General features: G+C 71.2%; 12 protein-coding genes and 1 tRNA gene. 9 read left to right on the top strand and 4 right to left on the bottom strand.

Annotated features, from left to right (window positions below; translation table 11 throughout):
* Position 1 precedes the first annotated feature (1 nt).
* Positions 2 to 2074 (bottom strand): SpoIIE family protein phosphatase, encoded by a 2073-nt coding sequence (locus ACFXDJ_RS19500; protein WP_384849788.1) that lies wholly within the window; start codon positions 2072 to 2074, stop codon positions 2 to 4.
* 331 nt (positions 2075 to 2405) lie between these two features.
* Between ACFXDJ_RS19500 and ACFXDJ_RS19505 the strand changes: the two genes are divergently transcribed.
* Positions 2406 to 3536, top strand: coding sequence for a site-2 protease family protein (locus ACFXDJ_RS19505; RefSeq protein ID WP_384650767.1), 1131 nt, complete (start codon positions 2406 to 2408; stop codon positions 3534 to 3536).
* A gap of 104 nt (positions 3537 to 3640) precedes the next feature.
* Here ACFXDJ_RS19505 and ACFXDJ_RS19510 read toward each other — a convergent pair.
* Positions 3641 to 3714: transfer RNA gene (locus tag ACFXDJ_RS19510), tRNA-Met, on the bottom strand.
* Positions 3715 to 3869: 155 nt separating this feature from the next.
* On the opposite strand from ACFXDJ_RS19510, the gene ACFXDJ_RS19515 reads away from it, so the two are divergent.
* Together ACFXDJ_RS19515 and ACFXDJ_RS19520 are read left to right on the top strand one after the other, a co-directional pair.
* Positions 3870 to 4211: a CU044_2847 family protein gene (locus ACFXDJ_RS19515; RefSeq protein ID WP_384650765.1), complete on the top strand. Its 342-nt coding sequence runs from the start codon at positions 3870 to 3872 to the stop codon at positions 4209 to 4211.
* A 4-nt stretch (positions 4212 to 4215) separates the two neighbouring features.
* The gene (locus ACFXDJ_RS19520; protein WP_384650763.1) at positions 4216 to 8391 is read left to right on the top strand and encodes a trypsin-like peptidase domain-containing protein; all 4176 of its coding nucleotides are present in this window, start codon (positions 4216 to 4218) and stop codon (positions 8389 to 8391) included.
* An 81-nt stretch (positions 8392 to 8472) separates the two neighbouring features.
* Here the strand turns inward: ACFXDJ_RS19520 and rpsN are convergent, their stop codons facing one another.
* The gene (rpsN, locus tag ACFXDJ_RS19525; protein ID WP_384650761.1) at positions 8473 to 8778 is read right to left on the bottom strand and encodes a 30S ribosomal protein S14; all 306 of its coding nucleotides are present in this window, start codon (positions 8776 to 8778) and stop codon (positions 8473 to 8475) included.
* Positions 8778 to 9014 (bottom strand): 50S ribosomal protein L28, encoded by a 237-nt coding sequence (gene rpmB, locus ACFXDJ_RS19530; RefSeq protein ID WP_384650759.1) that lies wholly within the window; start codon positions 9012 to 9014, stop codon positions 8778 to 8780. Before rpmB ends, rpsN begins: the two co-directional genes overlap by 1 nt.
* An 80-nt stretch (positions 9015 to 9094) precedes the next feature.
* Here rpmB and rpmG point away from each other — a divergent pair, with 80 nt between their 5' ends.
* The 6 genes from rpmG (at position 9095) to ACFXDJ_RS19560 (ending at position 13946) form a co-directional block, all read left to right on the top strand.
* Positions 9095 to 9259, top strand: coding sequence for a 50S ribosomal protein L33 (rpmG, locus tag ACFXDJ_RS19535; RefSeq protein ID WP_384650757.1), 165 nt, complete (start codon positions 9095 to 9097; stop codon positions 9257 to 9259).
* 31 nt (positions 9260 to 9290) lie between these two features.
* A complete protein-coding gene (locus ACFXDJ_RS19540; protein WP_384650755.1) occupies positions 9291 to 9539 on the top strand; it encodes a type B 50S ribosomal protein L31 in 249 nt (82 codons plus the stop codon).
* Positions 9536 to 10678 carry a CobW family GTP-binding protein gene (locus ACFXDJ_RS19545; protein ID WP_384650753.1) on the top strand — a complete coding sequence of 381 codons (1143 nt, stop codon included), beginning with the start codon at positions 9536 to 9538 and terminating at the stop codon, positions 10676 to 10678. The genes ACFXDJ_RS19540 and ACFXDJ_RS19545 overlap by 4 nt, the downstream gene beginning before the upstream one ends.
* A 237-nt stretch (positions 10679 to 10915) precedes the next feature.
* Positions 10916 to 11668, top strand: a complete 753-nt coding sequence (locus tag ACFXDJ_RS19550; protein WP_384650751.1) for a hypothetical protein — start codon at positions 10916 to 10918, stop codon at positions 11666 to 11668.
* 115 nt (positions 11669 to 11783) lie between these two features.
* Positions 11784 to 12458, top strand: a complete 675-nt coding sequence (locus tag ACFXDJ_RS19555) for a response regulator transcription factor (RefSeq protein ID WP_384650749.1) — start codon at positions 11784 to 11786, stop codon at positions 12456 to 12458.
* A gap of 57 nt (positions 12459 to 12515) precedes the next feature.
* Positions 12516 to 13946 carry a sensor histidine kinase gene (locus ACFXDJ_RS19560; RefSeq protein ID WP_384650747.1) on the top strand — a complete coding sequence of 477 codons (1431 nt, stop codon included), beginning with the start codon at positions 12516 to 12518 and terminating at the stop codon, positions 13944 to 13946.
* Positions 13947 to 13997: the final 51 nt, after the last annotated feature.

A 13997-nucleotide genomic window follows, 5' to 3' on the forward strand; every position in this document is an offset into this window, starting at 1 on the left:
CTCACGCCACCCCGCCGATGCAGGCGACCAGGAGCGCTACGTCGTCGTCGGCCGCCGCCGGAACGAGGTGGGTGATCAGCGAGTCGCACAGGTGGTCCAGCTGCCGCTGTGGATCCGCGAGCAGTTGCGTCAGCTCGGCGAGCCGCTCGTCGAGGTCACGGCCCCGGGCTTCGATCAGTCCGTCGGTGTAGAGCACGAGGAGGCTGCCGGGAGGCACGTTGATCTCGGTGGGAGTGAAGGCGACGCCCCCGACGCCCAGGGGGACGCCGGGCGGGGATTCCACGAGCCGCACCGTGCCGTCGGGGAGCACGAGTGCGGGCGGCGGGTGTCCGGCCCGGGTGACGGTGCACTGTCCGGTGGCCGGGTCGCAGACGATGTAGAGGAAGGTGGCCAGCATCGGCTCCGCCAGATCGCCGAGGACGGCTTCCAGCTGGTGCAACAGCCTTACGGGAGAAAGGTCGAGGCGCGCGAGGGCCCGTACGGAGGCGGACAGCCGGCCCATGACCGCGGCGGCGGCGATGCCGTGCCCCATGACGTCGCCGATGAGCAGGGCCGCCTTGCCGCCGGACACGGGCAGGACGTCGTACCAGTCCCCGCCGATCTCGTTGACGTCGCTCGCGGGGAGGTAGCGGTGGCTGACCGCGATGCCGGACGGCGGGGTGATGTGCTGCGGGAGCATGCTGCGCTGGAGGACGACCGCGGTGTCGTGCTCGTGGTGGTAGAGCCGGGCGTTGTCGATGCTGAGCGCGGCGCGGGCGGCGAGTTCGCCGGCGAGGGTGACGTCTTCGGATCCGAAGGGTCCCACCGGGCGGGTGCGGTAGAAGGTGGCGACGCCGAGCACCGTGTCCCGGGCCACCAGGGGCGCCATCACGAAGGAGTGCACGCCCACGGAGACCAGTTGCGCGGGCTCGGCCGAGTACCGGGCGGCGGGGGCGACGGCCTGTTCGTCGAGGCGGGTGGTCAAGAAGGGGTGCCGGGCCACGAGGGCTTGTGTGTAGGGGGCGGCGACGGGGAAGAGGAGCGTCCTGCCGAGGGGGGCGAGGACGTCGGTCACCTTGGATCCGGACAGGGGGGCCTTGCCGAGGCGCCGCAGGGCGACCCCGCCGGTCAGGCCCATGCCGGGCTCGTCCCCGCGCGCCAGCGCGTCCAGGACGTCCACGGTGACGGCGTCGGCGAGGCGCGGTACGGCGAGATCGGCGAGTTCCTGCGCGGTGCGCTCCAGGTCGAGGCTGGAGCCGACGCGGATGCTGGCCTCGCTGAGCAGGGCGAGCCGGCGCCGTGCGGCTTCGGCTTCGAGGTGGTCGCGCTGCTGCTCGGTGATGTCGACGAGCGAGGCGATGACGCCGATCGACATGCCGGCGGGATCCTCCACCCGGACGTAGGAGCACGACCACACACGGTCGTGCTCCGGTTCCGCCGGAGTCCGTCCGACACGGCGACGGTCCAGGACCGGCCGCCCGGTCTCCAGCACCTGCAGCATGGCCTCCTCCATCTCGCGGGCGTTCACCTCCGGGAGGATCTGGGCCAGGCGACGTCCTATGTGTGCCGATTCCGGCAGGCCGTTCATGACTTCGAGCGCGGCGTTGACCTGCAGGAACCGCAGCTGCGAGTCGAGGATCGCGATGCCGACCGGTGAACGGGCGAACAAGCCGTCCCACACCGCTGACGACCCCCGGATACGGCGTGCCGCGTGGGCATCGGCGGCGAAGGCGAGCACCGTGTCCGCGCCGTGCCGGCGGTCGGACACCGGAGAGGCCCAGATCTCCACCTCCAGTGGGTGCCCGTCGCGGTGCCAGGCGGTCACCGTGCCCATCACGCCCCGCCCGGCGGCCGCGGCTTCCCAAAGAGAGCGGCCCAGACTGCGATCGGATCCCGGATGAAGGAGGTCTGCGATGTTGCGCCCCAGCATCTGCGGCGGGGCGTAGCCGAGCAGTTCCTGCGCGACCTGGTTCCAGCGCACGATCGTTCCGTCCGCGCTCGTGGCCACCAGCGCGACCGGCAGTGCACCCAGCCATCCGCCGGCGGCCTGGGCGGCGCCGCTGATCAGCTCGTCGACCGGGATGCGCTCATTCATCTGGCACCTGTACCCAACGCCGCCGCCTCCTTGCCCAGCGTCCGCGGTCGCCGTCAGGCCCCGAGCCGCTCGGGCGGGCCCTGCGGAACCGGTCTCCACAGATCCATCGTCCGCCCGGTCGGCATGACACCGCCTGCCGGATCAAAAGCCGGTTACTCGGCGTGCGCGACACGGTTCGCCTGAGCGACGAGAGGGTGGGCGCGAGGCCGGCCGACTGTCGGGGATTTCCGAGAGTGACAATGGTGGTTGAGTGCCGTGCCGGTCGGTTCACGGAGCGCAGGGCGCAGGTTCTGCTCGGATGGACCGGCTGCCGAGCCGGCAGGAGACGACGATGAACGGCTCCGTCCGTGTCGGACGCGTTGTCGGGGTACCGCTGCGGATGCACTGGAGCGTTCCGCTGCTGGCGGTGCTGCTCGCGTACGGTCTCGGCCGCCAGGCCCTCCCCGCACTGGCTCCGGGACGCTCGGATGCCGTATACGCCTCCGCCAGTGTCGTAGGAGCGGTGTTGCTCATGGGCAGCCTGCTGCTCCACGAGACGGCACACGCCGCGACGGCCCGCCGGAGGAAGATCTCGGTACAGGACGTGACGCTGTGGGCGCTGGGCGGGATGACCAGGATGGGGCGCCCGCAGACCGCCGCGGCGGCCTTCGCGGTGGCGGTGAGCGGGCCGCTCGCCAGCCTGGCCATCGGAGGCGTGGCGCTCGGAGCCGGAATGGGTGTGGATGCGCTCCTCGGCTGGGCGGTGCCCGCGGCCGTACTGGTCTGGCTCGGCTGGGCGAACCTGTTCCTGGGCGTGTTCAACCTGCTGCCCGCTGCGCCGCTCGACGGCGGAAGGGTGCTGCAGGCGCTGCTGTGGTGGCGCACCGGAGACCGGCAGCGTGCGGATCGGGCAGCATCCCGCAGCGGTCAGGTCATGGGTGTGCTTCTGGCGGCCGTCGGATGGATTTCCTTCCTGCGCGGGACTCCGGGCGGGCTGTGGCTCGTCCTCGTGGGCTTCTTCATCACGGTCGTCGCCGGCGCGGAACGGCAGCACGCCGTTCTCGACACGGCCGTACAGGGTGTGGGCGTGGCCGATGCCATGTCCAGCCCGGTGGCCACCGGTCCCGACTGGCTGACCGTCCGGCGTTTCATCGACGAGGTGGCAGTGGCATCCCGGCATTCCGCCCTACCGCTGCTCGACTTCGAAGGTCGTCCCAGCGGCATCGTGTACATGCGCAGGCTGGCCTCGATCCCGGGGGCCGACCGGGAGGCGCTGCGCGTACGCGAGGTGGCGACGGCGCTGGCGCAGTGCGCGACCGCCGCTCCGCACGAGCTTCTGAGCGAGGTCCTCGACAGGCTCGGCCCAGGGACCGGCGTACCCATCCTCGTGGTGGACTCGGGCCATCTGGTGGGGATCGTCACCGCGAAGGACATATCCCGGTTGATGCAGCGACGCGCTCTGGGTGGCCCAGGGGCCGACTGAGCCGTCGTAGCCGTGGTCCCGGCAGAGGAGTTCTGGGCAGCCCTGACCTGGTTGCCGAACGCGGAAGAGGCCCGGATCCATGGGATCAAGGCCTCTTCCAGCAGTAGCGGGGACAGGATTTGAACCTGCGACCTCTGGGTTATGAGCCCAGCGAGCTACCGAGCTGCTCCACCCCGCGTCGGTAGGACCACCCTACGGCACCCCGGCACGTGCGATGACCGTGGCGGTCACCGCCGGACGTGGACCCTCGTGCGGTCCACCCCGGATGCGGCGGCCGTCGGACTCGATGACGATCACATTTAAGGGGCGGCCGAAGCTGACGAAGGAGAAGCCTTGTCACATCTGGCTCGGATTCCCTTGGCGGACGGCGGCACCCTGCTGGTCGAGGCTTCGGCGGTGGCGGGCGGCCCGGTGAAGGCAGGCCGTCTCGGCGACGCCATTCACGAACTGCCGGGAACGCTGCAGGCGGCTCTGGCCCCGGTGACCGAGGCGGCGAGCGCCGTGCTCGACCAGCTGCGCAAGGCGGGTCCCGATGCCATCACGGTCGAGTTCGGTGTCGATCTCGCATTCGAAGCCGGAGCCGTTATCACCAAGAGCAGCGCCACTGGCCACTTGCGCGTGACGATGGTGTGGAAGCAGACCGGTCGTCCCGGCGCGGACTCGCAAGCGGACTGATCCGATGGACACCTCGGTCCCGACTCCCAACGGCGACCACGGCAACCAGGACTCCCGCACCGCGGGACTGCTTCAGGCCGTTGCCCAGATCCTCAGCCCGGACGACCGGGTGGCCGGCGCCGGCTTCCTGGTCGCCGAGGGCGTCCTGATGACCTGCGCGCACGTCGTACGCGCCGCCGGATCCGGGCCCGGTCAGACCCTGCGGTTGATCTTCCCGCATGTGGACGGTGCACCCGAGGTCGAGGGCCTGGTTCTGGCAGAGGTGTGGCGTGCCCCCGAGGACGAGGACGTGGCCGTCGTACGCCTCTATGACAGCGACGGGGTCTCACCGGGCGCCACGGCGTTGGCCCTGGGCTCCGCCGCAGGCTCCCGGGGTCACCGGGTACGCTCCTTCGGATTCCCCACCCAGGCCCCCGTCGGCGGCCACTTCGCGTACGGCCAGGCCGGCGATCTGCTGCCGGCCACCGAGGGCAGGGGCGTCCACCTGCAGCTGACCGCCGCCAACGACCTGACCACAGGGTTCAGCGGCGGGCCGGTCGTCGACGAGGTGACCGGCCTGGTCATCGGCATGCTCACTGAGATCACCGCCCCGGACGAGCACGAGCGGGGGCAGGGCATCGCGTACGTCACCCCGACCCAGGTGCTGCGGGAGGTCTGGCCGGAGCTGGCCGAGCGGGACGTATGCCCCTACCGGGGGCTGGAGGCGTTCGGCGCGGAGCACGCCCAGTGGTTCGAGGGCCGCGAGGACGCCGTCCGCCAGGTGCTGGCGAACCTCGCCGAGCACCAGCGGGTGACTCTACTGCTCGGCCCCTCCGGGTCGGGCAAGTCGTCACTGGTCCAGGCGGGCGTGCTGCCCGCGCTGGCGGCGGGCGAAGTACCCGGCAGCGACCTCTGGCTGCCCGTAGTCGCGCGGCCCAGGCAGAATCTGCTGCTCGAACTCGAACGCTCGGGACTGCCCGGCGTGATCAGCGGCGGAATCGCCGCGGCCGTCACGCGAAAGCTGGAGGCCGAACCCGGGCGCCGACGCGTCGTCCTGGTCATCGACCAGTTCGAAGAACTCCTCACCCAGTCCGCCACCGGCCAGGACCGGGACCTCCGACTGGCCGCCACGAACCAGATCACCACGGCGGTCAAGTCACACTCCGCGCTCTTCGTGATCCTGGTCATGCGCGACGACTTCTACCCCCAGCAGGCCGCCCTCGCCCCCAAGCTGCTCGAAGCCGCGATGCCGGGACTGCTCAACATGCCGGGCACCCTCGGCCAGAACGACCTGCACGACATCATCACGCTGCCCGCCCTGAAGGCCGGCGCACATTTCGAGCCCGGCCTGCCCGAGCACATCATCGCCGACGTCTTGGCCAGCACCCCGGACGGGAAGACCACCCGTCTGGCACCCGTCACAGTGCTGCCCCTGTTGGAGCTGACCCTCAGCCAGCTGTGGCAGCGGCGCCAGGAGGGCTACCTCACCAACGACGCGTACCGCCGCATCGGCGGCGTCACCGGCAGTCTGACCACGTGGTGCGACACCGCCCTCGACCAACTGCCCCCCGACCACCTGCCCATCGCACAGCGCATCCTGACCTCCCTGGTCCGCTCCGCCGACCCCCGACGCAACATCCCCGCGATCCGCGAGCAGGTCACCCTTCAGGAGCTGCGGGAGCTGGCATCCGACCCCGACAAGGGCACCGGAAACGGCAACGCCGTGGACGAGGTACTCGACACCCTGATTCGGCACCGCCTCATCACGACCCATACGCCGAGCGTCTCCCTGGTCCGCGACGCTCCTCCCGCGCTGCCGGTGGCCGAGTTGATCCACGACGCCCTCATCCGGGACTGGGGCACCCTGCGCGAGTGGGTCGGCCAGGACCACCGCTTCAAGGAGTGGCTCGACCAGACCCGTATGCGGCACGCGCGCTGGGTCGAAGGAAAGGACACCGGGGACCTGCTCGGCGGAACAGCGCTCGCGGAGGGTCTCGAATGGTCACAGCAACGCCGCCTGCCGGGCAACATCGCCGCCTTCCTCACGGCCAGCAAGGAACGCCAGCAGGCCGCCATTCGGCACAGCAGACGCCTCAACACGGTGCTGGCCGCCTTGCTCGTCCTCGCACTCGTCGCCGCGGGCGGTGCCCTGTGGCAGTGGCGGACAGCGGCCGAGCAACGGCAGGCAGCGCTGTCGCGGCAGCTCGCCAACCAGTCCGACACGCTGAGCGGGACGAACCCCGCGCTCTCCGCGTTGCTCGCCATCCAGGCGTACCGCACCAGCCCGACTCCCGAGTCCCTCGCCAGCTTGCGGTCCTCCGCCACCCTCCCACTGCACCGCCGCTGGTCCGGCCACACCAAACTGGTGTCCTCCGTGGCATTCAGCCCGGACGGCCGCACCCTCGCCACCGGCAGCAGCGACAAGACGGTACGGCTGTGGGACGTAGCCGCCGGGAAGACCCGTAGCATCCTGAAGGGCCACACCGACTCGGTGATGGCGGTGGCCTCCAGTCCCGACGGCCAGACATTCGCCACCGGCAGTCTGGACGGCACCGCACGGCTGTGGGACGCAGCTACCGGGAAGTTGCGCAAGGTCCTGCCGAGGTGGACCGATCACGTCTACTCGGTGGCGTTCAGTCCAGACGGCCGCACCCTCGCAGTCGGTGGCGCCGACACGAAGGTACGCCTGTGGGACGTGGGTGCGGGCAAGGTCCGCGACACTCTCGTGGGACACACTGACGTAGTGGCTTCGATCGCGTTCAGCCAGGACGGACGGACCCTCGCCACGGGCAGCTGGGACGGGACGGCGCGACTGTGGAACGCCTCTACCGGACAGTTCCACAGAAAGCTGTCCGGACAAGGCGGAGCGGTGCAGTCGGTGGCGTTCAGCCCGGACGGCCGCACCCTCGCCACCGGCAGCTGGGACAGGACAGTGTGGCTGTGGGATACGACGACGGGCGTGGCCCGCATCGCGCTGACCGGGCACTCCAACGTCGTGTATTCGGTGGCGTTCAGCCCCGACGGACTCACGCTCGCCACCGGCAGCACCGACCACACAGCGCGGCTGTGGGACGTGGCCACAGGTGCGACCCGCGACGAGTTGGCCGGGCACACCAACATGGTCTACGCGGTGGCGTTCAGCCCGGACGGCCGCACCCTGGCCACGGCCGGTCGCGACAAGACCGTGCGGTTGTGGGATGTCACCCGTGCGACCCGGACGACCCTGGTCGGGCACATCAACCGGGTGGACTCGGTGGCGTTCAGTCCCGACGGCCGCACGCTCGCCACCGCCAGCGCCGACTTCACCGCGCGGTTGTGGGACGTGGCCACGGGCACACTGCGCACCACCCTCAAAGGGCACACCCAAGGGGTGGTGAGTGCTGCGTTCAGCCCTGACGGCCGTACCCTCGCCACCGGCAGCGACGACAAGACGGTACGCCTGTGGGACGTGGCCACCGGGAAACAGCGCGCAAAACTGGTCGGCCACGAGAGCTCAGTGAATTCCGTGGCGTTCAGTCCTGACGGCCGCACCGTGGCCACGGGCAGCTCCGACAAGACGGTACGCCTGTGGGACGTGGCCACCAGGAAGCAGCGCGCGAATCTGGTCGACCACAACGAGCAGGTGTACGGGGTGGCGTTCAGTCCCGACGGCCGCACGCTCGCCACCGCCGGCGGCGATGACACCGCGCGGTTGTGGGACGTGGCCACCCGCACGCTGCGCACCGTCCTCGACGGGCACACCGACCAGGTCTATACCGTGGCGTTCAGCCCCGACGGCCGCACCGTGGCCACCGGAAGCCTCGACTACACCGCCCGGATATGGGACGCGGCGACCGGCAAGACCCGAAGAACCTTGATCGGGCACTTCGACGAGGTGGTCTCGGTGGCGTTCAGTCCCGACAGCCGGACTCTCGCCACGGGCAGCAGCGACTCATCCGTGATGCTGTGGGACGTGGCCTCCGGAAAGGCCCGCACCACCCTGTGGGGGCACTTCGACGGGGTGTCCTCGGTGTCCTTCAGCCCCGACGGCCGCACCCTCGCCACCGGCAGCAGCGACAAGACGGTACGGCTGTGGGACGTCCGCCTGGCCCGGGCTGACGACGCCATCAAGAAGATCTGCCGCGCGGTCGGCCGCGACCTCACTCCCGCGGAGCGGACGGCGTATCTGCCGGGCCGTTCCACCAGCCCCGTGTGCACCTGAGGGGCGGTCTCGCCATCCGTTGCGTCCGGATGCCAGGCCGCCGCTCGCCGGCCGTCGCCCTGGCATCCGGACATGGAGGCGCTACCAGGAGGACTTGGTGACTCCGGGGAGGAGGCCGGCGTGCGCCTGCTCACGCATGCGGATTCGGGAGAGCCCGAACTTCCGCAGATGTCCGCGGGGGCGGCCGTCGACGCCGTCCCGGTTGCGCACCCGGGTGGCGCTGGCGTCGCGGGGCTGTTCGCGCAGCTCCGCCAGGGCGGCGCCGCGCTCGGCCGCGGTCGAGGACGGACGCCGCACGACCTCCTTCAGCTCGGCCCGCCGGGCGGCGTACCGCTCGACGGTCGCCTTGCGCTTCTCGTTCCGCGCGATCTTGCTCTTCTTCGCCATCAGACCTTCACCCCTCGGGCCCTGATCCGGGCCACGGCCGCCTCGACGCCGATCACGTCGACGGTCTTGATCGCCTTCGCGCTCAGGGTCAGGCGGACGTAGCGGCCCTCACCGGGCAGCCAGTAGCGCTTGCGCTGGATGTTGGGGTCGAAGCGGCGGGAGGTGCGCCGGTGCGAGTGGGAGATGTTGTTGCCGAAGCCCGGTTCGGCGCCGGTCAGCTGGCAGTGGGCGGACATGGCTTGTCGCCTGCCTCTCTGTGAGCGGGAAGGTCATCGAGGGTTATTGGAAATGATTTCCATTCCCGTATAGTAGCGGCATGGCTCGCAACGAAGTACGCCCGATCGTCAAGCTCCGCTCCACCGCGGGGACCGGCTTCACCTACGTCACCCGCAAGAACCGGCGCAACGACCCGGACCGCATGGTGCTGCGCAAGTTCGACCCGGTGGTGCGCCGGCACGTCGACTTCCGCGAAGAACGCTGACCCCCCGCACCCCTGCCCGAAGGACCCCGTCATGAAGCCAGGCATCCACCCCGCCTACGGCCCCGTCGTCTTCCGCGACAAGGCCGCCGACTTCGCCTTCCTCACCCGGTCGACCGCCACCAGCGGCAAGACGGTCGAGTGGGAGGACGGCAACACCTACCCCGTCATCGACGTCGAGATCTCCTCGCGGAGCCACCCCTTCTACACCGGCACCGCCCGGGTCCTGGACACCGCCGGGCGCGTCGAGCGCTTCCAGCGCCGCTACGGGAGCCAGGCGTGACCCTGCCCGTCGTCATCGTCGGCGGGCTTCACTCCGACGCCCGCAAGGAGGTCGTGGACCGGCTGCTGCACGTCGTCCCCGGCAGCATCGCCCTCCACCACGACCTGGCCACGGCAGCCACGGGCACCGTGCTGCGCTTGGTGCGCGACGCCTCGGGCGAGCTGTCCCGGGACGAGGCGCCCCTCGTCAACGACTGCGCGTGCTGCGCGCTGCGCGAGGACCTGGTTCCCGAGCTGGAACGACTGGCCGGCAGCGGCCTGGTCCGGCTTGCCGTCGTCGAACTGTGGGATTCCGTAGAGCCCAGAGCGATGGCCGAGGTCGTCACCGCACACGGCGCCGGCGTACTCGACCTCACCGGCGTGATCACCGCGGTGGACCCGGCGCTCGTACTGCCGTACCTCGTCAACGGCGACGACCTGGCAGAGGTGGGCCTCGCGGCAGCCGCCACCGACCGGCGCACCGTCTCGGACACCTGGGCGCGGCAGCTCGAGTACGCGCCCGTACTCGCCCTCGTCGACGGCGAAGAAGCCGACGCCGAGGACCGCGCCCTCCTGGCCCAGCTCCATCCGACCGCCCGCCAAGTGCCCGCCGGATCCGGGGAACTCGCCCTACTGGCCTTCGCCGGCTTCGACGTGGAAGCGGCGGCCGCCGCCCAGCACCCGGCCTGCGCCCTGCTCCCCCAGGAGGCCGAAGAGGCGGGAGTCACCACCCTCGTCTGGCACCGCCGCCGCCCGTTCCACCCCGAGCGCCTCTACCAGGCCCTGGAAGACCTCTGCTGCGCCGCGGCCCGCAGCCGCGGCCGGTTCTGGCTCGCCGACCGCCCCGACACCCTGCTGGCCTGGGACGCCGCGGGCGGCGCCCTGTGCGTGGAGAACGCCGGTCCCTGGCTGGCCTCCCTGCCGGACGCCGCCTGGGAGCTGGTCCCCCCGATGCGCAGGGCGGCAGCCTCGCTCGACTGGCACCCCGAACACGGCGACTGCTGCCAGCACCTCGTCTTCACCTCACCCGGCCTCGACCGCCCCGGCTTGGAACGACTCCTGGAGTCCTGCCTCCTCACCGACACCGAATACGCGGGAGGACCGGAGGCCTGGCGAAGACTCCCCGCCGCCTTCGACTCCCTCCTCGACCCGGTCTCCTGACCACCGGACGACCACGCACATCGACTACTCGGCCCGGCACGCGGCCCGGCACGCGGCCCAGCCCGAAGGAAGGCGCCTGACCTGGGGTTCTGCCCGGCAGGCGCCTTCTGCGGGCTGCGATCGCCGCGCAGCCGGACTGCGCCCGCCGTGGTGCGGACGTACGCTGATCAGGTCACCGGATGCCGCGGAGGCCGTGGCCGACGCCATCCGGAGGCGGCCACAGGGAGGTGACGCCCCATGTCTGCATCCCGGGGAGCCGCGGCCCGCCGCGCAGCGGCCGGAACCGCCTGTTTGCTGATCTTCGCGGGCGTGAGCGCGGGCGCGGGGGCCGCCAGGGCCGACGACAACGGCATCGCCGACCAGAGCGCCCAAGCCATCGCGGACGCCGCGCGCAAAGCCATGTCCGGGACCACGTCCATGCGCATGGTGGCCAAGGTGACCGGCAAGTCGGGCACCACCGCCCTGGACCTCCGGTTCGACGAGCAGGGCAACTGCGTCGGCACCGTCGCACCTCCCGGCAACTCGGGTTCGGCCGACATCATCAAACGCGGGAGCGACGTGTGGATGAAGCTGGACGACGACCTTCTTCGGGCCCAAGTCCCGAGCGGCGCGGCCGAGGACGCGATCGCGCTCATCAACGGCCGTTACCTGCACGGCACTACGAACAGCTTCCTGTTGCGCAACTTCTCCGAATTCTGCGACCTGAACGTCTTCAAGAGGGAGTTCTCCTCGAAACCGGCGGACGAACAGGTGACCAAGGGCGCACGGACCACCGTCGACGGCCACCCGGCCATCACGGTCACGAGCCGGGGCAATGACGGGACGGGGACCTACGAGGTCTCCACCGAGGACACTCCGTACCTGCTGCGGATCCAGGGCAACGATGCGACCGGCGAGCAGGTGGAGGCCTCCTTCTCCGCCTTCGACGAGCCCGTCCGGGCCACGCCCCCCGCACCCGCCGACTCGGTCGACCTGTCCCAGCTCCAGTAGCGCCTCCTTGGACCGCCCCCCGGCAGCACCCCTGAGCGCGGCCGTCGTGGGCGCCACCCTGAACGCGGTTTCAGGTTCACCGGGGGTTTTGGGCGATGGGCGGCACATTGAGGGCATGCGTCTGCTTTTGGTGGAAGACAATGCCCGTTTCGCCGACGTACTCCGGGCGGGACTGGCCCGGGAGGGCTACGAGACCGAGTGGGCCTCCGACGGCCACGCGGGGCTGCGGCGCGCCCTGCTGGGCGGCTACGACGTCATCGTCCTCGACGTGATGCTGCCGGGGGTGCACGGCTACGAGCTGTGCACCAGGGTCCGGGCGGCCGGCGTCCTGACGCCGATCCTGATGCTCACCGCCAAGGACGGGGAGTACGACATCGCGGAGGGGCTGGAGACGGGGGCGGACGACTATCTCGTCAAACCCTTCTCCTTCGTCGTGCTCACCGCCCGCCTGAAGGCGCTGACGCGAAGGGACAGACGACAGCAGCCCGCGGAGTGGGTGGTGGGTGATCTGCGAGTGGACCCGGTGTCGATGCGCGTCTGGCGCGGCGAGACGGAGATCGAACTCGCCGCGAAGGAGTTCACGGTACTGGCCTGCCTGGCGGAGCGCGCCGAACAGGTGGTCGCCAAGCCCGAGATCATCGGGCGGGTGTGGGACGGCCGGTCCGACCGCCCCCTGAACGTGGTGGAGGTCTACATCAGCGCCCTGCGGCGCAAGATCGACACGCCTTTCGGACGGTCGAGCATCCTCACCGTGCGGGGCGCCGGGTACCGGCTCAGCGCCGGCCGGTAGGCGCCGAAGCGGGATCCGGATTCTCCCGTTCGGGTGAGCTTGGGGCAGGCTGGGGCGATGCGTGCCCTCTTCATACCGTTCAGGCGACTTGGTCCGCGCGGTCTCGCTCCGCGGACCCTGCGAGCTCGCGCCACGGTCGCCGTCACCGCCGCGCTCGCCGCCGCGCTGGTCACCGCCTCCATGGTGCTCCTCGCCGTCATGCGCACCGATCTGTGGGACACGGCCCGCGAAGCCGCCCGCGACCGGGCGGTGAGCACCGTCGACGTACTGGACCTCGAAGACCGTTCCGTCACGCCCGCCCCCTGGCAGTCCCCGGTCGCCCGTCAGGGCCCGCGACCCGCCGTGATCGCTCCCGAAGCCGAGCCGCCCAGGCCGCCGGCCCAGGCCTCAGACCCGGCTCCTGTCCCGTGGCCCTCCCCCGCCCCGCCGGACGGCGAGCTGGCGGAGGTGCATTCGACGGACGGCCGCTACGCGGTCGCCGCGTACGCCGACTTCGGGGCCGCGCGCGAGACCCTGCGCACGATGGCCCTGTGGATGGTCCCGATCACCGTCACCCTCGCCCTGCTGGGAGCCTGGGTGACCTGGACCGCGGTCGGGCGGGTCCTCGCCCCGGTCGAAGCCCTGCGCGGCGAGGTCGCCGAGATCACGGCCACCGACCTCCACCGGCGGCTGGCGGTGCCCACCGGCCGGGATGAGATCGCCCGCCTGGCCATCGCGCTGAACGCCACCCTGGACCGGCTCGAACGGGCCGTGAGCAGGCTGCGTACCTTCACCGGCGACGTCTCCCACGAGCTGCGCAGCCCGCTCACCGTCCTGCGCATGCGCCTGGAGCTGGCCCTGGCCCGCCCCGCGGAGACCGACTGGCCCAAGGTGGCGGCGGACGCCCTGGAGGACACCGACGAGCTGCACGCGCTGGTCGACGACCTGCTCCTGCTCGCCCGCCTCGACGCGCACCAGCCGGGCCACGAGCGCGAGGTGGACCTGGCCCGCCTCGCCCGCACCCACGCCTCGGTCGGCGACACCGCTCAGGCCCAGGGGGCGCGGGTCACGGTCGAAGCGCCGGGACCGGTTCCGGTCCGCGGCACCCCCCAGCACCTGGCGCGCCTGATCACCAACCTCGTCGAGAACGCCCGCCGGCACGCCCGCACCACCGTGCGCATCCGGGTCTCCGCCTCGGCCCCGGCCTCCGCCTCCACCGATCCCCGCCAAGTGGTCTTGGAAGTCACCGACGACGGGGGCGGGATCGCGGCCGCGGACCGGGAGCGCGTCTTCGAGCGGTTCACCCGGCTCGACACCGCCCGCAGCCGTGACGACGGCGGAGCCGGACTCGGTCTCGCCATCGCCCGCGCCATCGCCGCCGCGCACCACGGCACGCTCACCGCGGAAGAGCCCGAAGGCCCGCCCGGCGGGGCCCGCCTGGTCCTCCGGCTCCCCGACCTCCCCGACCTTCCCGGCCTCCCCGGCCTCCCCGGCTCCGACCTTCCCTGAAGTCGGCTTCAGGCTGCGGTGAGCCTTTCGGATCAGTACCTGCATATTCAT

The organism is Streptomyces sp. NPDC059443 (assembly GCF_042750105.1).
Lineage (GTDB): Bacteria > Actinomycetota > Actinomycetes > Streptomycetales > Streptomycetaceae > Streptomyces.

What these genes read in the sequence shown, in the direction of transcription:
- ACFXDJ_RS19500 (WP_384849788.1), bottom strand. Translation starts at nt 2,074, where the DNA reads ATGAATGAGCGCATCCCGGTCGACGAGCTGATCAGCGGCGCCGCCCAG.
- ACFXDJ_RS19505 (WP_384650767.1), top strand. Translation starts at nt 2,406, where the DNA reads ATGAACGGCTCCGTCCGTGTCGGACGCGTTGTCGGGGTACCGCTGCGG.
- ACFXDJ_RS19520 (WP_384650763.1), top strand. Translation starts at nt 4,216, where the DNA reads ATGGACACCTCGGTCCCGACTCCCAACGGCGACCACGGCAACCAGGAC.
- rpsN (WP_384650761.1), bottom strand. Translation starts at nt 8,778, where the DNA reads ATGGCGAAGAAGAGCAAGATCGCGCGGAACGAGAAGCGCAAGGCGACC.
- rpmB (WP_384650759.1), bottom strand. Translation starts at nt 9,014, where the DNA reads ATGTCCGCCCACTGCCAGCTGACCGGCGCCGAACCGGGCTTCGGCAAC.
- rpmG (WP_384650757.1), top strand. Translation starts at nt 9,095, where the DNA reads ATGGCTCGCAACGAAGTACGCCCGATCGTCAAGCTCCGCTCCACCGCG.
- ACFXDJ_RS19540 (WP_384650755.1), top strand. Translation starts at nt 9,291, where the DNA reads ATGAAGCCAGGCATCCACCCCGCCTACGGCCCCGTCGTCTTCCGCGAC.
- ACFXDJ_RS19550 (WP_384650751.1), top strand. Translation starts at nt 10,916, where the DNA reads ATGTCTGCATCCCGGGGAGCCGCGGCCCGCCGCGCAGCGGCCGGAACC.
- ACFXDJ_RS19555 (WP_384650749.1), top strand. Translation starts at nt 11,784, where the DNA reads ATGCGTCTGCTTTTGGTGGAAGACAATGCCCGTTTCGCCGACGTACTC.
- ACFXDJ_RS19560 (WP_384650747.1), top strand. Translation starts at nt 12,516, where the DNA reads ATGCGTGCCCTCTTCATACCGTTCAGGCGACTTGGTCCGCGCGGTCTC.